Origin of the sequence: Roseateles sp. L2-2, assembly GCF_050613215.1 — a bacterium.
In the GTDB taxonomy this organism is placed as follows: Bacteria; Pseudomonadota; Gammaproteobacteria; order Burkholderiales; family Burkholderiaceae_C; genus Roseateles; species Roseateles noduli.
Genome location: NZ_CP192509.1, coordinates 3,688,788 through 3,711,071 on the forward strand (window position 1 = coordinate 3,688,788; position 22,284 = coordinate 3,711,071).

A 22,284-nucleotide genomic window follows, 5' to 3' on the forward strand; every position below is an offset into this window, starting at 1 on the left:
ATCAGCGTCTTCCCATCAGCCACTGCGCGACGCCGAGCAGGCGAACGGCCGTGGTCCGCTTTGCCTCACCGGGCGCTTCCGCCGGCAGCACGGGGGCGGCGAGCGTCGCCAGCTCCTCGAAGCGTTCCGGGGTCAGGCGTTTCGCGCGACCGGCCCAGGCGCGGATGGCGGCCTGTTCGCGCTGGTTCAGCGGCCGGGCCGGCGCCAGCGCGGGCGCCTCGGGCGGCGCGTCGTGCAGGATCACGGGCTGGGCGTAGACCACGAGCGTGCCGGCGGCCAGGTCGCCCAGGCGCTTGCAGTCGCGATTCAGCAGCATCGTCACGATGCCGAAGGCGTAAGCCAGCGGCAGGAAGTCCGCCACGCGCAGCAGGTTGCGGGTGACCGAGGCGGCCGGCGTCACCGGCAGCCCGGTGTCCATCACCACGCGCAGCCCCATCGCCTGCTTGCCGGGCGTGGCGCCCGAGCGGCCCAGTTCGAAGGCGATCGGGTACAGCCACTCGACCAGGAACAGGCCGATCAGCATCAGCCCGATGCCCAGGCCGCCCAGCGCGCCGGTGGCGCCCAGGATCAGGGCCAGCACGATGTCCAGGATCACCCGGATGAACAGGTCGATCAGGAAGGCCATGGTGCGCGCCACCAGCCCGGCGGGGCGCAGGGACAGGACGATGCCTTCGGGGGTCTCGGCCAGCGCCAGCGTGTCGATGCGCGGCGCGGACGCGGCGGGATGCGAGCTCAGAGCTTGATCACCTTCGTGTCGGCGATCGTGTCGTGCAGGCACTTGCGCGAGTCGCGGAAGATCAGCAGGGAGTCGACGAGGCCGAACAGGAACGCCAGGCCGAGGTTGACGGCCGTGAGGCTGCCCAGGGCGTAGCGCAGGCCGAGCAGGCGCAGCGCGTCGGGCTTGCCGCCGTCGGAACGGACGATGCGCAGCCGGCAGATCATCTTGCCGAGGGTCTGGCCGCGGCTGAGCAGCGGCCAGGTCTGGATGGCGAAGAAGAGGGCCAGTCCCAGCAGCATGGCGCCGGGCGTCCAGGCCAGGAAGCTGGCGTCGTTGGCGTTGCCCTGGATGGCGGCGATGGCCGGGATCAGGGACAGCACCTTGAGCGCGGTCGCCTGGATCGCGCCGTCGATCAGGACCGCCAGCAGGCGCATCCCGCGCCCGGCCAGGACCTCGCCGGTGTCCGGCCCGGCCACGTCGGCCACGTGCGCCACGGGCGGCGCGAAGCGGTCTTCCGCAGAAACTGACATCTTTCCCTCCCTCTCAGAATTTTGGAGGGGATTGTGTCAGTGCTTCCGGAGGTGGTCGATGGGGGCATCACCGACCTGGACATGATCCGCCACACCCTCTGGGGGGATTGCCGTCATGGGGTTGTCACGCGGGGGCCGGGTCTTGCGCAGGGGGCTCGTTACAATGAGTCCCAGATTGTGATTCTGGTCGTCGTAACGAACGGAGGCTTCAGTTCCGATCCGGCCTGACCGGCAGTCCGCCTGAGGAGCCATCCGCCTCGGTCACCCGCCCGCTCGCTCGCCGGCTCGCGCGGCTGCCCGCGGCGGGCTTGGCGGATTCCGCTGGCGCAGTGCTCGCCGGCGGAGTGGTGTCGGCGGGTTCGGTCTCCGGAACCGGCGTTGGCGTCGGGACGGGTGCTGGCGTCGCCGTGCCCCCGGTCGACGGCGCCGCCCGGGCCGTCGAAGCGGCCGGCTGGTTCATCGAGGCCGCGTCCAGCGGCGGCCCGACAGTCCCGGACTGGCGCCGGCTGGCGTTGGTCGTGACCGGCGGCTCGGTCGTCTGCGCGATGGCGGCCGCCGCGAGCAAGGTCACGCAGAACGCGCTCAGGAAGATGCTGAATTGCTTCATCGCCTGTCCTCCAGCGGAACGAAGTTCCAGGGTGGGCGCGGAGATCTGGCGCCGGAGAGACCTCTCGGCAATCGGCGTTCCCGAAGGCCTTCCCGACCTGACCTCCCCCTCCGACGCCCCCATCCCAGGGTCCGCGCGAGGATGGAGGACCTACCTCGGAAGGTACAGTCCGGGGCCCCCATCGCACAGTCACCATGGAACGTTTCGAGCCTTCGTTTCCGACGCTGCAGTCCTGCGCCGACGAGCCCATCCACATTCCCGGCTCGATCCAGCCGCACGGCCTGCTGATCGCGTTGCGCGAGGGTCGTGTCGCGGCCTGGAGCGACAACGTGCCCGCCCTGCTCGGCCTGCGACTGGCGCTGGGCCAGCCCTGGCAGGACCTGCCCCTGCCCGGCACGGTGCACGGTGAGCTGAGCGCGCTCGCCGACGAGGCCGCGTTGACGCCCGGCATGCCGGCCTTCTGCGAGATCGACATCGCCGGCCGGGCGCACGACGCCGTCGTCCACGTCCACGACCACCACACGCTGATCGAGATCGAACCCCGCACCCAGCCGCTCGCGCCGCTGAGCTCCCAGGCGCGGGTCTACGACCGCGTCCGCCGCGCCGGGTCGATGGAGGCGGTGCTCCAGGTGGCCGTCGACGCCATCCGCGCCTGGACCGGCTTCGACCGGGTCATGGCCTACCGCTTCCGCCACGACGACAGCGGCGAGGTCGAGGCCGAGGCCAAGGCCGACACCCTCTCCTCCTACCTCGGCCTGCGCTACCCGGCCAGCGACATCCCGGCGCAGGCGCGCCGGCTCTACCTCCTCAACACGCTGCGGCTGATCCCGCACGTCAGCTACCGCGCAGTGGCGCTGGTCGGCCATCCGGAGGCGCCGCCGCTGGACCTGACCCATTCGGTGCTGCGCAGCGTCTCGCCCATCCACGTCGAGTACCTGCACAACATGGGCGTGGGCGCGTCGATGAGCGTCTCCATCGTCGTCAACGACAAGCTCTGGGGCCTGATCGCCTGCCATCACATGAGCTCGCTGCAGGTGCCCTATCCGGTGCGCTCGGACTGCGACGTGCTGGCCAACATCCTGTCCTCGGCGATCGCGACGATCGAGGCGCGCGAGTTCGCCCGGCGCCAGGCCGACACCGCCTCGCTGGTGGGGGAACTGGCCGCGGACCTCGCCATCGCCGACGACGCCGTCACCGCGCTGCTCGGCCAGTCGGCGCGCCTGCGCGACGTGCTGCGCGCCGACGCGCTGGTGCTGGCGCAGCAGAGCAAGGTGGTCCCCGACGGCGACCTGCCGCAGGACCTGGCCGTGGCCATCGCGACGGTGCCGTGGACCGGCGACATGCCGGCCCTGCGCTCGTGCAGCGACGACTGGCCCGAGTCGCTGCGGCCGCAACTCGGCCAATGGGTGGGGGCCATGTGCCTGCCCTTCGACGCCAGCAACGGCGGCCGCCTGATCGCGCTGCGCAAGGAGCAGCGCGAGACGGTCCGCTGGGCCGGCCAGCCCGACAAGGTGGTGGCGCGCGGTCCCAACGGTCCGCGACTGACGCCGCGCGGCTCCTTCGCGGAATGGCGCGAGCAGGTCAAGGACTGCGCCGAACCGTGGACGGAGACGGACGTGCGTTTCGGCAAGCAGCTGATGCTGGAGCTGCAGCGCACCGCGGCGGCGCGGCATGCCGAGGTCGAGGCGGCGCGGCGCAACCTGCTGGCGATGCTGGGCCACGACCTGCGCGACCCGCTGCAGGCGATCCAGATGGTGGCGGGCGTGCTCAAGCGCGAACCCGATCCGGCGCAGACCGGGCGGCTGGGCGCGCGGCTGGACGCGTCGAGCGGTCGGATGCACCGGCTCATCACGCAGGTGCTCGACTTCAGCCGCGCCGAGGTCGGCATGCAGCTGCATGCGGAGCTGCGCGCGCTGGATCTGGAGGCGCTGCTGCTGGACCTGATCGAGGAAGTCCGGATGGGTCATCCCGGCTTCGAGATCGTCGCCCGCACGGCGGGCCCGGCCACGGTCACCGGCGATCCGGTGCGGCTGGCGCAGGCGATGTCCAACCTCATCGCGAACGCACGCAACTACGGCGCGCCGGGACGCCCGGTGACGGTTGAACTGGCACCGACCGGCGACGGCGGACAGCGTTTCAGCGTGGCCAACGAGGCCGAGGAGATTCCGTCAGCCGTCGCCGCGGAACTGTTCGAGCCGTTCAAGCGCGGGATGGAGCGCGGCACGCACAACCGCAGCGGGCTGGGCCTGGGGCTCTACATCACGCGTCGTATCGTCGAGGAGCACGGCGGCACGCTGGGCTACCGGTACGAGGCGCCGAACGTGGTGTTCGAGTTCACGGTGGAGAGCAAGGCCTGAATCACGGCCTGCGGAAAACGCGTAATCGGCGCCTACTTGGCGCCTACTTGGCGTTGGCGGCCAGCTTGGCCCGTTCCAGCGGACGGCGTTCGGGGACGCGGTAGCTGCCCCCTTCGGGATGCACCCGCCAGCGGGGCAGCGCCCGGACCAGCTTGGCCACCACGGTGGGCGTGGCCTCGATGAGCATCGTGCCGGCCACTTTGCGCACCACTTTCGCGCCCATGCCCACGGCCGTCGCGTCCGCCGCGTCGACATCCGACGGGAGCGGGCGCAGCGTGGGGAGGGACATCGCGTAGCGGCTCATGGGCTCATTATCGCGCCAAGCCGTGGCCTTGCCTACCACCCCCGGCGGGCCACCGACGCTCAGGTTGATCAGGTCGCAGCCATCCGCGGCCGCCTGCTTGATCGCCGTGGCGATGTCGAAGGTCGAGGCCTCTTCCGACCCCGACTTGAACACGCGATAGGACCTCAACTGCACCTTGTACGCCTCGCCGCGACGCCAACCGGCGGCGCTCGCCGCGATGACGCCCGCCACGTGCGAACCGTGTCCCTGCTCATCCCAGTGCGCCGCGATGTCCTCGCCGGTGGTGTTCATGCCGCCGACCACCTTGAGGTCGTCGTGCGGGCCCACCCCGGTGTCGACGATGCCCACCACCACGCCCTTCCCGGCACTCGCCGGCGCCTTTCCGTACACGTGGTTGCGTGCATCGGGGGCACCGGGATCGATGGCCGGCACCGCCAGACCCAGACCCAGACCCAGCCCCAGGCCCAGCACCTGCAGGTCGAGCGGTGCCGTCGCCACCGGCCAGGCGCTGTGCAGCGGATCGGCCATGACGGAATCCAATCCCTGGAGGTGCTTGCTCAACGTGAAGCGCGCCTGACCCTGTGCGTCGGTGACCGCCTCCAGGCCGATGCCCTTGGCGGCGTTCACCAGCACGGTGACCAGCACATCCGGCAACGGCGTCCGATCCGGATCGTCCAGATGCACGGTCACGGTCCATGTCATGGCATGGCCGGCCTTCACGCGCGGCTTGGTGTATCGGCCGGCCCGCAAGCGCCACTTCGGCGATGAAGCGTCGAGGCGATACCACTGTTCCTCGAACACCTTGGCGCCGCGGTCGACCTTGGCCTTCACGTCCGCGAGCGACATGCCCTCACCCTGGACGAGCAGAGCGCCGTCGGGCGGCGAAGTTTTCACCACCGTCAAACCCGCCCCCGCCTTGATCTTGGGGCCGCCGACCGCTCGTGCCCGTTGCGACCCCAGACCGGCGACCGTCTCGCGCGTGCTGTTGCGTGTGAAGGCGCGCACCAGCAGCACGGGAAACTCGCGAGGCGCGAGCTTGAGGGCGGGACGTCGCACCGCCGATTCGATCAGCCCCGCCGGGACGCGGGCGCGCGACGCCATGTCGGCGAGCTGGCGAGGCGCCTCGCGCAGCGCCGCCAGCACGTTGGGCTGCCAATCGGCAGGTGGAAAGACGGTGCGCAACGCTGCCGCCCCGGCCGCCGTTGCTGACGCGTGGACGGCTGGTACCTTCACCGCCGGAGGAAGAACCACGAATCGTCGTGGCGCCGACTTCTTCGACATTTCGACACGTTTCCCTGGAGTTGCGACTTCAAGAATAGTCGCACCGCGTCCGTCTCGACGCATTGATCGCCCCTCAGAGGGAGTCGCAAAACGTGTCCCCGCAAGACCTGCCCCCCGTTCGTACGATGTCGTGAGCCGCAAAGGTCCTCACTGTCACCTGGCCATCCCCTCAAAAGAGGTAGACGCCCTTTCGCCGCTTACCGTTGATTGCAGCGCTTTCTTCTGCCGTCTGGAACCGCTTTCATCGCGCGGAAAGAATGGACTTCATTCATTCCAACATCCGCGAGACGAGCATGCGCCACTCCACCCGTCCGAGTTCCGGAAAGTTCCGGCAAGCCGCGCCGACGACGATCGCACTCGCCGTCAGCGTGCTGCTGAGCGCCTGCGGCGGCGGCAACGGACCGGACCCGTCGGCGAGCCCGGCCGCCTCGGATCACGCGAGCGCGCAGGCGCAGACGGCCGCTGCGAACGCCTTCCCGGTGGGCCAGTACAGCCTGCGCGGCGTGCAATCGGGGATGTGCATCGACATCGAAGGCGCGGCCCTGGGCGACGGCGCCAAGACCCTGCAGGCCCCCTGCAACGGCGCCGCCAGCCAGCGCTTTGACATCAGCGCCGCCGCCGACGGGAGCTACGCCTTCCGCAACGTCCGCAGCGGCCGGAACCTCGACGTCAGCGACATCTCCACCGCCAACGGCGCGCTCATCCAGCAATGGAGCTACGGCGGCGGCGCAAACCAGCGCTTCGCCGTCACGGCCAAGGGCGATGCGTTCCACATCATCGCCAAGCACACCGGCAAATGCGTCGACGTGAAGGACTTCAGCCTTGTGGCCGGCGGCCGCATCCAGCAATGGGACTGCGGCAACAACGACAACCAGCGCTGGCGTTTCGTGCCCGCTGGCACGCAGGCGCCGGCGCCATCGCCCGCCCCCTCGCCCGCTCCGGCACCGGGGCCGGCTCCCGCGCCGTCGCCAGCACCCTCTCCGGCGCCTTCGCCGGCACCGGCCCCGTCGCCTGCGCCTTCTCCAGCCCCAGCGCCTTCACCGGCACCCGCTCCGGCCCCGACGCCAGCGCCTTCTCCCGCTCCATCGCCCGCCCCCTCCCCCGCGCCGGCACCATCGCCCCTGCCCCGCCGCGGCGCCGCCGTGCCCTGGGTCGAGTACCAGGCCGAGGACGGCCAGACCAATGCCCAGGTCCTCGGTCCGAGCCGCCAGAAGTGGGACGCGAACCACATCGAGGCGGAGGCCATCGGCCGCAAGGCCGTGCGCCTGAACCGGACCGGCGACTATGTGTCTTTCAAGACCACCGCGGCCGGCAACGGCGTGGTCGTGCGCTACTCGATCCCCGATGCCCCCAACGGCGGCGGCATCGACGCCACGCTCGGCCTGTACGTGAACGGCGTGCGCGTGAAGTCGCTGCCCTTGACCTCGCGCTACAGCTGGTCCTACCAGGGCGGCCTGATCGGCGATCCCATCGTCGACAAGCCGGCCGGCCAGCCGCACACCTTCTTCGATGAAACCCGCGTGCTGCTGCCCGACAACATTCCCGCCGGCGCCACCGTCATGCTGCGCCGCGACGCGCAGGACACCGCCGGCTTCTACGTGATCGATCTCGTCGACATCGAGCCGGTGCCGCAGCCGCTGACGATGCCGGCGGGCTTCACCTCGGTCACCGCCTTCGGCATCCAGCCCAACGACGGCAAGGACCACGCCAACGACGTGCTGCGCGCCCTGCGCTCGACCAGCAAGCTCTGGTTCCCGCCCGGCGACTACCTGCTGCAGAAGATCGACGGCGGCAACGTCGGCCTGGACAATCCCGGCATCGAGGTGCGCGGCGCCGGCATGTGGCACACCAACCTGCGCGGCCCGAAGTCGATGTTCTTCTGCTACGGCGCCAGCGCCCGCTGCGTGTTCGGCGACTTCTCCATCCTGGGCGAGTCCAAGGCCCGCGCCGAGGAGACCGAGGGCGTGCAGAAGGCCTTCGCCGGCCCGATGGGCGCCAACAGCCTGATCGAGAACGTCTGGATCGAACACGTGGTCGGCGCGATCTGGGTCGGCAACGATCCGCCGTACCAGACCCAGCCCACGCAGAACCTGACGATCCGCAACTGCCGCATCCGCAACACCTATGCGGACGGCATCAACTTCGACAACGGCACGTCCAACTCGGTGGTGGAGAACTGCCACCTGCGCAACACCGGCGACGACGCGCTGGTGGTGTGGTCCATCAAGTGGACCGACTGGGTGAAGGACAAGACCTGGCAACTGGGCGACGGCTTCATCTCCCCCGCGGGGAAGAACGCGCCGGATCAGGGCCAGGGGGTGAACAACGTGTTCCGCAACAACACGGTGCAGATGCCTTGGCGCGCCAACTGCTTCGCGGCCTACGGCGGCGCGGGCAACGTGTTCAAGGACAGCGTCTGCGAGGACGTGCTGACCTACCCCGGCATCCTGATCGACAACGAGTTCAGCCCCTATCCCTTCGGACCGGGAACCACGACCTTCAGCAACATCGCGCTGATCCGCGCGGGCGGGCCGATGTTCAACGAGAACACCGGCAATCCGTGGCAACACGGCGCGCTGAAGTTCTACCTGCGCGAAGGCGACGTCAACGACGTGCTGGTGGAGAACGTCGACATCATCGACCCGACCTACTCCGGCATCGAGTTCCGCGGCTTCGGCTCGGCCTTCGTGCCGCCGGGCGAGAAGTTCCATCCGGACCTGCTGCGCGACGCGGACAACGCGAAGTTCCGCAACATCAGGCTGAAGAACATCCGCATCACCAACCCCGGCCGCTACGGCATCGAGGTGCTCGACAACGGCGGTCGCGGCGCCGTGAACTTCGACGGCGTCGTGGTGACGAATCCGGCGCTCGGCGGCCTGAAGCAGGACAACGCTCCGAACAGCTTCTTCATCCGCGGGACGGGCAACGCCGGTTGGTAGGGCTTGTCAGTCGAGCCCGGCAAGTCGGGCCCGGCGGCGTTCGATGACGCTCAGTCCGGAATCCGGTTCAGCAAGGGCTCGCCGCGTTCGAAGGCGCTGAGGCTTTCCAGCGTCGTGGCCATGATCTGACCGATGGCCTCGACGGTGAAGAAGGCCTGGTGCCCGGTGACGATCACGTTCGGGAAGGACACCAGCCGCTGGATCACGTCGTCGTGGATGACCGTGGAGGACAGGTCCTGGAAGAACAGGCTGGCCTCCTGCTCGTACACGTCGATGGCCAGGCCGCCGAGCTGCCCCGTCTTGAGCGCCTGCGTCGCCGCCTCGGTGTCGACGAGGCCGCCGCGGCTGGTGTTCACCAGGATCGCGCCGCGCTTGAGCTGCGCCAGCGAGGTCGCATCGACGATGTGCCGCGTCTGCTCGGTCAGCGGGCAATGCAGCGAGATCACGTCCGACTGCGCCATCAGCTCGGTCAGCGGCACGTAGCGGCCGCCGAGTTCCTCGAACTCGGCCTTGGGGAACGCGTCGTGGCCGAGCACCGTGCAACCGAAGCCGGCCATGATGCGCGCGAAGATGGTGCCGATCTTGCCGGTGCCGATCACGCCCACGGTCTTGCCGTGCAGGTCGACACCCATCAGGCCGTCGAGCTCGAAGTTGCCGTCGCGCGTGCGCACGCTGGCGCGGACGATCTTGCGGTTGACCGCGAGCAGCAGTCCCACGGCGAATTCGGCGACCGAGTACGGCGAGTAGTCGGTGACGCGCACGACCTCGATGCCCAGCCGGCGCGCGGCCGCCGCGTCGATGTGGTTGAAGCCGGTCGAGCGCGTGGCCACCAGCAGCGTGCCTTGCGCCGCGAGCCGCGTGAGCACCTCGGCGTCCACGGCGTCGTTGACGAAGACGCACACCGCCTTGCATCCCGCCGCGAGCGCGACGGTATCGACGGTCAGCTGATCCTGGATGAACACCAGCTCGTGGCCGATCTCCCGGTTGGCCTGCTGCAGCAGGGTCTGGTCGTATCGGCGGGTACTGAAGACGGCGGTTTTCATGGTTTCTGCTCCTTGTCTCTCACCACATGCCCAGCACGCGCCACCACGCGGTGCCCACGATCGCGAAGATCAGCAGCTCCAGCACGCCCATCACCGCGCCGACGCGCCACCACTGCCCCATCGTCACGTAGCCGCTGCCGAAGATGATGGGCGACGTTCCCGTCGCATAGTGCGTCAGCGTCATCATGATCGCCGAGCCCGCCGTCATCATCAGCATGAACGGCACCAGGTAGTCCCCCGGCACCAGCTGCGCGCCGACGGTCAGGAAGGCGAGCATCATCGCGCTGATGTGGGCGGTGGTGCTCGCGAACAGGTAGTGCGAGAACACGAAGGCCGCCACCAGCACCGCGGCGACCCAGAACCAGCTCATGCCGCTCGCCACGATCGCGTCGCGCATGCCGATCGAGAACCAGCCGATCACGCCGAGCTTGTTCAACTGCTCCGCCAGCATCACCAGCGCGCCGAACCAGATCAGCGTGTCCCAGGCGCTCTTCTCGGACAGGACGTCGTCCCAATCGATGGTGCCGGTGATGATCAGCGCGAACAGGCCCAGGAAGGCGACCACCGTCGGATCCAGCGTCCAGTGCGGTCCGAAGATCATCGCCGGCACGTTCGCCCACAGCAGCAGCATCAGGCCGAAGACGCCCAGCATCACGCGCTCCTTGCCGGACAGCGGCCCCATGCGGGTGAGCTCGCCGCGCGCGTACTCGACGGCGTTGGGCGTGGCCTTGAGCTCGGGCGGCGCGAGCAGGAACACCACCAGCGGCATCGTCAGCAGCGCGACCAGCCCCGGCAGCAGCATGCACAGCGCCCAGGTCGTCCAGGTGAGATGCAGCGACTGCCCGGTGGCCTTGGCGACGTAGTCGACCACCAGCGGGTTGGGCGCGGTGGCAGTGAGGAACATCGCCGAGGTGATCGGATTGGCGTGGTAGTTGACCAGCGCAAGGTAGGTGCCGACCTTGCCCTGCGTGCCCTTGGCGGGATCGGAGTCGAAGGCGCTGGCGATCGACTTCATGATCGGATGCACGATGCCGCCGCCGCGGGCGGTGTTGCTCGGCGTGAACGGCGCGAGCACGAGCTCGCAGATCGCCAGACCGTAGCCGATGCCCACGGTGCGTTTTCCCATCAGCGCGATGAACATCAGCCCGATGCGGTTGCCCAGCCCGGTCTTCTTGAGCCCGCGCGAGATCAGCACGGCCACGACGATCAGCCAGATCAGCGGGTTGGAGAAGCTGCTGAGCGCATCGGCGATCGCGCCCTTGGAGGTCGGCGACGTCACCTGAGCCAGCGACAGGATGACGATGGCCATCATCGCCATCACGCCGATCGGCATCACCTTCAGGATGATGGCCACGATGGTGGTCAGGAAGATGGCCACCAGGTGCCAGGCTTCGGGCGTGAGCCCCTGCGGAACCGGCACCAGAAGCAGGCCGGCGAGCACCAGCGTCGTGATGAACGCCGGGACCAGGCGGAACGGCACCGCCTGCTTGAAGTAGCGATAGAGCGCGATCAACCGGGTTGTCATGCGCGGCGTCCTCCCTGGAATGTCCGGTTGATTGAATCACGAAGGAACGGCCGCAGGGTCGATCAACAGGGGTGTTGCGTCAAGCTTCGTGCACGAGGCAATGACTGGCCCCTACACTCGGCACGGTCATTTCCCGGGAGGGCGCTCCATGGATCTCGCAGACCGGTTCGGGCTCTTCCTGGCGTCGCAGCCGCTGCTGGCGCTGTTCCTCACGATCGCGGTGGGCTACTGGCTGGGCGCGCGCAGCATCAAGGGATTCGCACTGGGATCGGGCGCGGTGCTCTTCGTCGGGCTGGCGATCGGCGCCGCCGCGCCGCAGCTCAAGCTGCCCGCGCTCATCGGCAACCTGGGGCTGATGCTGTTCCTCTACGGCGTGGGCATCGCCTACGGCGCGCAGTTCCTGCGCGGCCTGACCAGCGCGCGCGGCGCCAAGGCCAACGCGGCGGCGCTGCTCGGCGTGCTGGCCTCGCTCGGCCTGATGATCGCGGCGACGCGGCTGTGGCCCGGCGTCGAGCTGCCCAAGGCACTGGGCGCCTTCTCGGGCGCTGGCACCAGCACGGCGGCGCTGCAGGCGGCGCTGGCGGTGTTCGGACCATCGCCGGCGACGGGCTACTCGGTCGCGTATCCGGTCGGCGTGGCGATCCCGATCCTGCTGCTCGGCCTGTACAACGCGTGGCGCAAGCCGCAGCTCGACCGCCCTGCCCCGCCGTCGCTCCACGTCGAGGAGGTCGGCGTCGACGACGTCGCCGTGCTCGGCCGGACGGTGGCCGCGGTGTCGCAGACGCTACCGCATGGGGTGGCGATCGCCGCAATCCGGCGCGGTCACCACAACATGGGCGCGGCGCCGGAAGTCGAGCTCCAGCGCGGCGACGTGCTGCTGCTCAGCGGCACCGATCCCGCCGCGTTGAAACACGCCGCGCTGCGTTTCGGTCCCGCGGAGCCGGGACGGATCCTGCGCGACCGCAGCGAGTTCGACTACGAGCGTTTCTTCGTCTCCAGCCCGCAGCTGGCCGGCAAGCGGCTGTCGGAGCTCCAGCTCCCGCCTGAGTGCCGCGCGCGCATCCTGCACCTGCGGCGCAGCGACGTGGACCTGGCGCCGCACGCGGACCGGGTGCTCGAATTCGGCGACCGCGTCGGCGTGCTGGCGCCGCGCGAGAGCTTCCCGACGCTGAGCCGCTACTTCGGCGACTCCGTCCGCGCCACCGGCGAGGTGAGCTACATCGGCATGGGTGTCGGTGTGACCCTGGGTCTGGCCGTCGGCGCGATCAGCCTGCCGCTGCCGCTGCTGGGCCACCTCTCGCTGGGCTTCGCGGGGCTGCTGCTCGTCGCGCTGCTGCTCGGCTGGCGACGCCGCACCGGGCCGCTGACCTGGGTGATGCCGATCTCGGCCAACCTGGTGCTGCGCAACTTCGGGCTGACGGTGTTCCTGGCGGTGGTGGGGATCTCGTCGGGATCGACCTTCGCCGCGACGATCGCGGAGAGCGGCTGGCTCTACCTGGCGCTCGGCAGCGCGATCGTCTCGACGCTGGTCGTGGTGACCCTGCTGATGGCGACGGCGGTGTTCCAACTCCCCTTCGATGCCGCGGCGGGCATCGTCGCCGGCGCCACCGGCAATCCGGCGATTCTTGCCTTCTCCAACCGCATCGCGCCGACCGACCAGCCCGACATCGGCTACGCGATGATCTTCCCGTCGATGACGATCGTGAAGATCGTGCTGGTGCAGGTCGTGGCGATGTGGGGAAGGTGAGGCTGCAGATGGTGATCCTGTTCAGAAGAGCGCTCCAGGCGTTCAGCGTCGCCCTGCTGGTCGCAGCGGTCATCCTGGCCGGCGAGTCCGGCTTCTCCGCGGAAGCAGCGATGGGACCGGTCGCCATGGTCCTGATCGCAGGCGCCACGATGTGGGCGAGCCGCTTCATCCGTCCGTGGAAATCGCCGGACGACTCAAGCGGTTCGTCGGCAGACGGCGACCACGATCTTCATTGCGCCAGCGTGCTGGCCGATGGCGGTCATGGGTCGAGCGATTGAAGAGCCGGTTCATGCCGTCGGTCCGGTCTGAGACCGCTGGCGATCGCCACTCATCCCACCCCTTGATGAAGAACGACGTGCGGACCTGACCCCGACCATGGCAACCTGCGCGGCGGCCAACTTCCGGGGAGATCGGAATGAAGAATCCATTCGACGCTTTCGTCAGCAGCACCGGACGAGTGCCGCTTTTTCAGGACTCCGGCAAGGACAGCACCAGCTTGAAGGACCTGTTGTGGGGAGACGGGGTCCGATTCCTGGATGACGAGGTCGTCAATGGACGTCGGAAGGTCCGCGCCCGTGGCACGGACGGCTGGATCAATCCCGCGGATGTCGAAGGCGGCGAGCCGCTTCTGGAGCTCTACTTCATCGACGTGGGACAAGGCGACAGCGTGATCATGCGGACGCCCGACTTCAGGCATTTGCTCATCGACGGCGGTTTCCCAAGGACCAGCCAGCCCAGCATGAAGTCCGCCGCCGACTTCGTCGATTGGAAATTTGCCGTCGACTATGGATCGACCAACATCGAACTCGACGCCATGATCGCCTCGCACAACGATCATGATCACTACGGCGGCCTCGACGATCTGCTCGACGTCGAGCAGATCAACGAACTGAGATGCGAGTCGATCTCCGTCGAGAACTTCTATCACGCCGGCCTGTCCTGGTGGAAGGACTCGAAGGGCAAGAGGACGCTGGGGAAACTCGTCTCCGCTCATGGCGGACCGAAGTTCTTCACCCAACTCCTTCATGACCGCACCTCCGCCGAGGCCGCGACCGACGGCGGCAACAGCCCCCAACTGCAAGGCGCGTGGGGCGCTTTCATCCGCAAGGTGGTGGCCGCGCGCGACCGGACCGGGCAGCCCACGCCGATCACGCGCCTCAGTGCCGATGTCGCCGCCCTGCCCGGATTCAGCGGCGGCTCCCGCGACGATGTCGACATCCGCGTGCTAGGCCCGATCGCCGACGTCGTCGACGGGGAGCCGGCCCTCAAACAGCTGGGAGCGGACTCCATCTCGACAAACGGCCACAGCGTCACGCTGTCGATCAGCTACGGCAACGCGCGGCTGCTGCTGACCGGCGATCTGAACAAGGCCGCACATGACCAGTTGCTGCTCTACTACGCCGATGATCCCGGCGTCTTTGCCTGCGACGTCGCGAAGTGCTGCCACCATGGCAGCGAGGACGTCTCGTTCCGATTCCTGGAAACGATGGAGGCCGGGGCCACCGTGATCAGTTCCGGGGATGCGGAGGGCCATGACCATCCTCGCCCGCGGATCGTTGCGGCCAGCGGGGTGACGGGCCACCGCGAGGTCGCGAACGACAGGCTCATCACGCCGCTGGTCTATTCAACGGAGATCGCTCGCTCGCTGGAACTGGGTCGCGTGACGCAGGTCGACCTCGCCAACGGCGAAATCCTCGACAGCGCAGACCTGCTGGGCGCGACGGTGCGCTACAAGGTACACAAGCCAGGATCGCTCCGCCCGGCGCTCGGACGGCGGCGCCTGGGAGGCAGCTTCGTGGTCGCCGGCATGGTCTACGGTCTGGTCAACGTCCGGACGGACGGCCGCACCATCCTGTGCGCCACCCTCAACGAGGGTAGCAACGCCTGGACGATCAAGACCTTCAAGGCCAGGTTCTGAGTCGGCATGCTCCAACGACCGGCACGCCGCTTCGCAATCACTAGGGCTCCGGCCCCTGCCGCTCCCTCATCCGCTCCCGTATCACCGCATTCACCTCCGCCCCGTAGATCAGCGTCGTCGCGCTGATGTAGAGGAACACCAGCGTGGCGACCACGCCGGCGAAGCTGCCGTAGAGCAGCGCGAGCTTGCCCGCGCTGCGCAGCGTGTACGACAGCGTGGCCGCCGCCGCGACCCAGAGCAGCGCGCCCACGATCGCGCCGGGCAGCACTGTTCGCAACCGCAGGCGGACATCGGGCAGCCAGCCATATAGCAGCGCGTACAGCACCACCAGCACCGGGAAGGCGACGCCGTAGCGCACGCTGTTGCGCAGCCACAGCGTCTCGCGGCCCTTGCCGACGCCGCTTTCCAGCGCCTCCCACACGTAGGGCATGACGATGACGGAGCTGAAGATCGCCAGGATGGCGCCGCCGACGATCAGCGTGAACAGCGTGACCTTGAGGCGCGCCCGCCAGAACGGCAGGCCGCGCTCGACGGCGTAGGCGCGGTTCAGCGCGGTGCGCACGGCCTGCATGCCGGACGACGCCGTCCACAGGGTGACGAACAGGCCGATGGCCAGCAGCGCCTGGCTGCGCTGCGCCAGCACCTGGTTGACCACCGGCTGCAGCGCGCTGCGCACCAGCGGCGGCGCGTACTCGACGACCCGCCCCGCCAGCGCCGCCGCGTCCCCGGGCGAGCCGATGTAGGCGGCGCCCGCCGACAAGAGCAGCAACAGCGGGAACATCGACAGCACCATCGAGAACGCCATGCTCCCCGCCTGGTTGGCGCTCTGGTGCAGCACGTAGTTGCGGATGGCGAGCAGCAGGACGCCGAGGACGGGCAGACGGACGGCCGAGCGGCGGGCCCAGCGCCAGCTCGCGATCAGGCGCGACATGCCGGGGGCAGCTCGAATCGCGTCGAGGGGTGGGCGGCGATATGCATGGCTGGCATCTCCATCGGGCCTCCTTGGCAAGCAGCTTGCCCAACCGCGCGGGCGCCCCCGCAGGGTTTGCCTGCGTCCGTAGATCTGGGGATGTGCCAGGTCGTGTGCCGCACCGATGATGCCCCTCTTCAGGAGGGTGCACATGACAACGACAAGACCGGACGCCGAGGCCCTGAACCGCTGGTTCAGCGACCATCTGCAGGAGAGCAGGAGCGTGCCGCGGGCCACGCGCGGGATCGGCGGCTCAGGGGGCGGCTCAGGGGGTGACGCAGGAAGTGCTGCGGGCGCCGCCAACGGTCGCGCCAGCTTCCGCACCGAGGACTTCCAGCAACCCGATGCGGTGCTGACCGTCCACTTCGCCGACGGTTCGGTGTTCCACACCACGCCGCAGGAATGGCTGGACCGCGTGTCCGCCGCCGACCCGACCGCGCCCACGCGGGGTCTGGGCAAGGACGGCCAGACGACGACCGTGGAGCTGCCCTTCGAGCTGCGCCCCCGGCTGGCGCCGCTCACGCGCGCGGCCGGCGGCAGCGCCAGCGACGGCGCGGCGCTGATCGAGCGCTACACGCTCGCCCGCCTGACCGAACCCTCCACGCTGGACCGCGTCTACAACATGGGCGCCTGGGCCGCGGACCGGGTGGACGATCTGCTCGATCACGTGTCGGGCGCCAAGCTCACCGGCGTGGCAGCCGCAACGGGCGGCATGGTCGGCGCCAAGCTCTGCTTCGCGTTCGAGACGTCGCAGCTCAACGCGGCCGTCGGCGCACAGAGCGGCGCGCTGTTGTACTTCCCGCCCAGGCCCGGGAGTTACGGGAACTCCGGGACCTCCGGCACCTCCGGGAGCGGCGCCTCGCTGCCGACCTGGTCGCCCTGGCCCTCGGGCGGCGACGCGCCTGTCGGCTGGCCCGACGGCAACGAGTTCGTGCTGTTCCTCCACGGTACGGCGTCCAGCACGCTGGGCAGCTTCGGGTCGCTCAGCGTCGCGGACGAGGCCAGCGGGAAGCGCCGACTGCCCGACGACTTCGCCGGCTTGCGCGAGCGCTGCGGCCTGCTCGGCTGGGACCACCGCAGCCTGTCCGCCAGCCCGGTGAAGAACGCGCTCGACGCGGCGACGGCGCTGGCGGCGATGCTGCCCAGGGGGGCGACGCTGCACCTGGTATCGCACTCGCGCGGCGGCATGGTCGGCGACCTGCTGAGCCTCGCGTTCCTGCCCGCCGCGGAGCGCAAGACCTACCGCCGGGTGTTCTGGTCCTTCTTCGAGGACACGAAGCGCCCCCACCCCGATCAGGCCCTGCTCGACCCGCTGTTCGAGGCGCTCGAGCGGCTGCACGCGCTCGACCTGAAGCCCGGCACCTTCGTGCGCGTCGCCAGCCCGTCGCGCGGCACGCTGCTGGCGGACCGCCGCACCGATCTGTTCCTCAGCCTGCTGCTGCGCTGCGTGGGCATGGCCGGCGGCAACGCGACCCCGTGGTACGAGACCTTCAACGGCTTCGTGCGCAGCTTCGTCGCCGCGCGTTCCGACGCGCGGCTGGTGCCTGGCCTGGAGGCGATGATCCCCGGCAGCGCGTTGACGCTGGCGCTCAACGCGGTGGCCGGGCTCGACGACCCCGACGGCGGCACGACGCTGCCCGAACCGCCCCGGCTGCCGGGCGCGCTGCGCGTGATCGCGGGCGACGCGGAGGCGTCCGGCATCGGCGGCCTGTTCACGCTGATCGGCGACGCCTTCTACGGCCTGCACGATCACGACTTCGTGGTCCACACCCATTCGATGTTCGGCGGCTTCCAGCGCGCAGATGCCAAGAGCCTGCGCCTGGAGCGCAAGGGCCTCCATCACCTGAACTACTTCAAGTCCGACGCGCCGTCGCGCGCGCCGCTGTTCAACGCGCTCGCCGGCGAGCACCGCGACTTCCGCCCGCTGCGCGAGGACGAGCGCATCACCCGCGGCATGACGAAGCTGCTCAAGCTCGATCCCCTGTCCGCCCGCAGCCCGCAGGCGTGGGTCAAGAGCTGGAGCGAGCGGCCCGAGCTCAACGGCAAGCCGGTGCTGGTCGTGCTGCCCGGCATCATGGGCAGCGAACTGGCGCAGGACGGCCGGTCCGTCTGGATCGGCCTCGGCGCCATGCTGTCCGGTCGACTGACCGCGCTGGAGCTGGACCCGGCCAAGCCCGACGTCACTTCGCTGAAGGCCACCGGCGTGATGAGCGTGGCCTACGAGCGCCTGCTGGAAGCCGCGAGCAGGCAGTTCCGCGTCATGGCCTGGCCCTTCGACTGGCGTCGCTCGCTGGTCGACCTGGGCGCCGACCTGCGCCGGCAGCTCGACACGCTGCTGGACACGACACGCCAGGGTGCGCTCGACGGCGGCGGCGAGCCGACCCTGCACCTGCTCGCCCATTCCATGGGCGGCCTGGTGGCGCGGGCCGCGTTGTTCCATCGCGATCCGGTCCGCTTCAACGACCCGGCCGCGGAGCCGTCGCGCGACGACGGCCACTTCGACACGCCGACCTGGCTGGCCTTGAAGCGACGCGGCGGCCGTCTGCTGATGCTGGGCACGCCCAACCTCGGCAGCTATGCCCCGGTCCAGCTGCTGGCGCAGCAGCACCGCATGAGCCAGCTGCTGGCGCTGATGGCGCGCGAGGTCTCCGGCGAGGACCTGGCCCGCTACGGCACCGGCTTCGACGGCCTGCTGCAGATGCTGCCCGCGGACGCGCCCGCGGCCGTCGGCGACCTGTTCCAGGACGCGTCCTGGCAGACCCTGCAGCGTCGCGTGCCGAGCGTGCGGCGGCCCGATCCCCGCACCCTGAAGCGCGCCCGCGAATGGCGCGACTGGCGCGACCGGTCCTTCCGGCAGCTGCGCGACGCCGCGGACCCGCAGGTCCTGTACGTCGCCGGCAGCGGCCTGACGCCGGTGGAACTGGCGCTGCCGGCCGAGCCCGGCGGCGCGCTCGACTTCGTGCAGTCCCTGGAGGGCGACGGCACGGTGCCCTGGTCGTCCCGGCTCGCGCCCGCGCAGACCTGGTACGCCGACTGCGGCCACGGCGACCTCGGCGACCATCCGGACGCCTTCCCCGCCTACTTCGAGCTGCTGCGCCAGGGCCGCACCCGCAACCTGCCGCAACTGCCGCCGCTGGGCTGGCAGGAGGTCGCCTCGCGCGCCGCCGGCGCCGGCGCGGTGCCGGCGGCCACGCTGCGGGGCAGCGCGATCCCGGGCACGCCGCCCAGCCTGCCGGAGGACCCCGCCGCCTACGCCCTGGGCCTGACCGGCGACCGCGGCGACCGTTCGCGCGCGCGCCTGCCGGAGCCGCCGATCGAGGTCAATCTGGTGCACGGCAGCCTCGACTACGCCCGCTTCCCGCTGATCGTCGGCCACAACCTTGAGGAATGCCTGGCCGGCGGCACCCGCCGCGTCGACGAGAAGCTGGACGGCCAGCTGCAGCGGATGCTCGATCTGAAGCTCTTCGTCGGCGCCGACCGGACCTCGGCCTACCTGCGCCCGCCGGCACGCGACCACCGGCCGCCCGCCTACCCCGGCGCGCTGGTGCTGGGCCTGGGCGCGATCGGCGAACTCACGCCGTCTTCCCTGACCGCCACGGTCACGCGCGGCGTCCTTCGCTATGCGTTCGAGCATCTCACCCGCGACTGCTGGGTCGAGGGCGAAGGCCCGCTGCCGCTGCGCCTGAGCACGCTGCTGATCGGCACGCACATGCAGGCGGTCTCGTTCCGCGACAGCCTGGCCGGCGTGCTCATGGGCGTGTGGAACGCCAACCAGCATCTCGCGCGCGACACGGGCGGCCGCATCGCGCGGGTGGTGGAGCTGGAGATCATCGAGATCTTCGAGCACAGCGCGCTGGACGCCGCCTACGAGCTGGAGCGCCTGCTGCGCAATCCGGACTGGGCGCGGCGCGTCAACTGGCCCGGCGGCACGCTGCAGACGCGTGCGGGCGGGCTGTTCGGCTATCGCCGTCGCGACGGGGACAACGTCTGGCAGCGGCTGATCGTGACGCAGTCGCCGCTCGGCGGACTGCGATTCGAGCTGATCGCGGAACGCGCCCGCGTCGAGGCGACGCAGGTCCGCAGCGACGTCGCCAGCCTCTCCTCCTTCATCCAGCAGCTCAGCGACGACGGCGTGGTCGCGGCCGGCTCCGGGCGGGACGAGGAACGCGCGCTCGGTCAGGTCTTCTTCCAGTTGCTGCTGCCGCAGGCGCTCAAGGGAAGGATGACGAATTTCGAGCCCACGGTGCTGGTGGTGGACGACCGCACCGCCGGCTATCCCTGGGAGCTGATGACGCCGCCGGAGGACGATGCGGGCGCCGGCGACGTGCGGCCGCTGGCGGTGCAGGCCGGCCTGGTGCGCCAGCGCGTCACGGCCGAGTTCCGCGCGCTGCCGCAGACGCTCAACACCTTCGAGGCGCTGGTCATCGGCGCGCCGTCGACGGCGCGCTGGAAGGACCGGGACGGCGCGCCGCTGCGCTTCGCCGAGCTGCCGGGCGCGCTGGCCGAGGCGCGCGACGTGGAGGCGCGGCTGCGCCAGGACACGCGCCCCTGGCGCGTCACCGCGCTGCTGGGGGCCGAGGTCACGGCCCGCCAGGTCCGCATGGCCCTGCTGGCGCGGCCCTACCGGCTGCTGCACCTGAGCGCGCACGGCGCCTACGACCTTTGGGTGTCCGACGTCGAGGTCTACGGCGCGACCCAGAAACTGCGCAAGACCGGCGTGCTGCTGAGCGACCAGGAGGTGCTGAGCGCCGCCGACGTGGAGCAGATGGGGAACGTGCCGGAGTTCGTCTTCATCAACTGCTGCTACCTGGGTCGCGACCCGGACCGCGCCTCGCTCGCGCCGATCCAGCGCAACGATCCGGAGATGGCCGCCGGCCTGGCGCTCAAGTTCATCCAGATGGGCGCCAAGGCGGTGATCGCGGCCGGCTGGCAGGTGCAGGACGACGCCGGCGCGCTGTTCGCGCGCTGCCTCTACGACGGCCTGCTCACCGACGGTCTGGACTTCGGCACGGCCGTGCTGGAGGCGCGCCGCAGCGTGCGCGACGCCCACGGCGGCAACACCTGGGGCGCCTACCAGTGCTACGGCGATCCGAACTGGCGCTTCGTCGCCAGCGGCGCCGGCGACCACCAGGCGCCCGGCGGCAGCTCGCACCTGCGCGGCAGCGAATTCGCCAAGAGCGCCGGCGAACTGGCGAACCAGTTGCAGAAGGTCTCGGCCGTTTCCGGCGACAAGCCGCGCGACGCGCTGCGCCGGCAACTCCGCGAGGTGCTCGACACCCTGGCGCGGGACCCCGTGCGCAAGGGCTGGCTGTCCGACAGCCAGGTGGCGTCCGCCTTGAGCATGGCCTGGCGCGAACTCGGCGAATACCAGCTGTCGCTGGATGCGGCCCAGCTCGGTTCCCGGCAGGTGGATTCGCTGCTGTCGATGCGCGACATCGAGGCGGCGGCCAACTCGCTGGTGCGCACCGGGTCGACGGCCTCGGTCAGGCAGGCCGACGAGTTGCTGAAGACCCTGGACCTGCTGGAGACGCAACTGGTCAAGGCGGGTTCCGGAAAGGGAAGACGCAAGGCGAATGCCGCCGCCGCAGACACCGCGCCCGCCGTCAGCTTGGGTCAGGCCGAACGCAGCAGCCTGCGCGGCAGCATCCAGCTGCGCAGCGCGGCCGCCCGGCTGAAGAGCGACACCGGTTCAGCCGTCGACGCCAACGAGTACATCCCCGAGGAGGACCTGGCGAAGACGGTCGCCGACCTCGCCCGCGCCGCCGAGGGCTACGCCGACAGCTACCTGCCGCAGCGCGAGGCGAAGGGTCCCGCCGACCGGCGCTGTTTCGCGCTCGCCAACGCGCTGCTGTGCGCGGGGCTGGCCGCGCTGGGCGGCGACGCCACGCAGACCTCGTTGGCGAAGCTGGCGAAGCCGCCCGGCAGTTGGAGCCTCGATACCCAGGCGCTGCTGGAAGAGCTCAAGGCCTGCGAGCTGTCGGCCCAGTTCTGGCACTACACGGGCGCCTTCGAACTGCGCACCGCGCGGGCGCTGCTGCTGGTCGCGCTCGGACAGGTGCCCAAGGGCGCGACCGGCCCGGCCGGCACGGTGGCCGACGCGGCCGGCGCGTGGCTGGACGAGGAACTCGGCGTCGCGCGGCGGCAGCTGGAGATCGCGCTGGTGCGCTGGCCCTCCCCGGCCGAGAAGGACAGCCTGACCGTCCGGTTGCGGCTGATGCGGGCCGTCTGCGACCAGTCGACGGACGGTGACAAGGCCGGGCGGCTGCGGGTGATCGAGCACGTGCGCGCCGCTGCCGCGCTGCTGAACGGCGGCGGCCCCGCGCGGCGGGGCTGAGGCTCGGAGGT

13 protein-coding genes are annotated in these 22,284 nt (G+C 70.1%); 6 read left to right on the forward strand and 7 right to left on the reverse strand.

Annotated features, from left to right (window positions below; all coding sequences use genetic code 11):
* Position 1 precedes the first annotated feature (1 nt).
* The 3 genes from ACQZ13_RS16495 to ACQZ13_RS16505 form a co-directional block, all read right to left on the reverse strand.
* Complete coding sequence (locus tag ACQZ13_RS16495) at positions 2-778, reverse strand: RDD family protein (RefSeq protein WP_431046267.1); 777 nt, start codon at positions 776-778, stop codon at positions 2-4.
* Positions 733-1,248, reverse strand: coding sequence for an RDD family protein (locus tag ACQZ13_RS16500; protein WP_431046269.1), 516 nt, complete (start codon positions 1,246-1,248; stop codon positions 733-735). The genes ACQZ13_RS16495 and ACQZ13_RS16500 overlap by 46 nt, the downstream gene beginning before the upstream one ends.
* Positions 1,249-1,456: 208 nt before the next feature.
* On the reverse strand, positions 1,457-1,855 hold the full coding sequence (locus ACQZ13_RS16505; protein WP_431046271.1) for a hypothetical protein: 399 nt from the start codon (positions 1,853-1,855) through the stop codon (positions 1,457-1,459).
* 194 nt (positions 1,856-2,049) lie between these two features.
* Between ACQZ13_RS16505 and ACQZ13_RS16510 the strand changes: the two genes are divergently transcribed.
* Positions 2,050-4,212: an ATP-binding protein gene (locus ACQZ13_RS16510; protein ID WP_431046273.1), complete on the forward strand. Its 2,163-nt coding sequence runs from the start codon at positions 2,050-2,052 to the stop codon at positions 4,210-4,212.
* A gap of 43 nt (positions 4,213-4,255) precedes the next feature.
* Here ACQZ13_RS16510 and ACQZ13_RS16515 read toward each other — a convergent pair whose 3' ends face one another.
* Entirely contained in the window at positions 4,256-5,767 is a 1,512-nt protein-coding gene (locus ACQZ13_RS16515) for a S8 family peptidase (RefSeq protein ID WP_431046275.1), read from the reverse strand.
* 323 nt (positions 5,768-6,090) lie between these two features.
* Between ACQZ13_RS16515 and ACQZ13_RS16520 the strand changes: the two genes are divergently transcribed.
* Positions 6,091-8,736: an RICIN domain-containing protein gene (locus ACQZ13_RS16520; protein ID WP_431046277.1), complete on the forward strand. Its 2,646-nt coding sequence runs from the start codon at positions 6,091-6,093 to the stop codon at positions 8,734-8,736.
* 50 nt (positions 8,737-8,786) lie between these two features.
* Here the strand turns inward: ACQZ13_RS16520 and ACQZ13_RS16525 are convergent, their stop codons facing one another.
* Complete coding sequence (locus tag ACQZ13_RS16525; protein WP_431046279.1) at positions 8,787-9,779, reverse strand: 2-hydroxyacid dehydrogenase; 993 nt, start codon at positions 9,777-9,779, stop codon at positions 8,787-8,789.
* A gap of 19 nt (positions 9,780-9,798) precedes the next feature.
* On the reverse strand, positions 9,799-11,304 hold the full coding sequence (locus tag ACQZ13_RS16530) for a DASS family sodium-coupled anion symporter (protein ID WP_431046281.1): 1,506 nt from the start codon (positions 11,302-11,304) through the stop codon (positions 9,799-9,801).
* 148 nt (positions 11,305-11,452) lie between these two features.
* Between ACQZ13_RS16530 and ACQZ13_RS16535 the strand changes: the two genes are divergently transcribed.
* The 3 genes from ACQZ13_RS16535 (at position 11,453) to ACQZ13_RS16545 (ending at position 14,969) form a co-directional block, all read left to right on the forward strand.
* The gene (locus tag ACQZ13_RS16535; RefSeq protein ID WP_431046283.1) at positions 11,453-13,051 is read left to right on the forward strand and encodes an aspartate:alanine exchanger family transporter; all 1,599 of its coding nucleotides are present in this window, start codon (positions 11,453-11,455) and stop codon (positions 13,049-13,051) included.
* Positions 13,052-13,059: 8 nt separating this feature from the next.
* Positions 13,060-13,329, forward strand: a complete 270-nt coding sequence (locus tag ACQZ13_RS16540) for a hypothetical protein (protein WP_431046285.1) — start codon at positions 13,060-13,062, stop codon at positions 13,327-13,329.
* A gap of 137 nt (positions 13,330-13,466) precedes the next feature.
* Positions 13,467-14,969, forward strand: a complete 1,503-nt coding sequence (locus ACQZ13_RS16545; RefSeq protein ID WP_431046287.1) for a ComEC/Rec2 family competence protein — start codon at positions 13,467-13,469, stop codon at positions 14,967-14,969.
* Positions 14,970-15,009: 40 nt separating this feature from the next.
* Here ACQZ13_RS16545 and ACQZ13_RS16550 read toward each other — a convergent pair whose 3' ends face one another.
* Positions 15,010-15,900, reverse strand: coding sequence for a YihY/virulence factor BrkB family protein (locus tag ACQZ13_RS16550; protein WP_431046289.1), 891 nt, complete (start codon positions 15,898-15,900; stop codon positions 15,010-15,012).
* 190 nt (positions 15,901-16,090) lie between these two features.
* Here ACQZ13_RS16550 and ACQZ13_RS16555 point away from each other — a divergent pair, with 190 nt between their 5' ends.
* Positions 16,091-22,273: a CHAT domain-containing protein gene (locus tag ACQZ13_RS16555; RefSeq protein WP_431046291.1), complete on the forward strand. Its 6,183-nt coding sequence runs from the start codon at positions 16,091-16,093 to the stop codon at positions 22,271-22,273.
* Positions 22,274-22,284 lie beyond the last annotated feature (11 nt).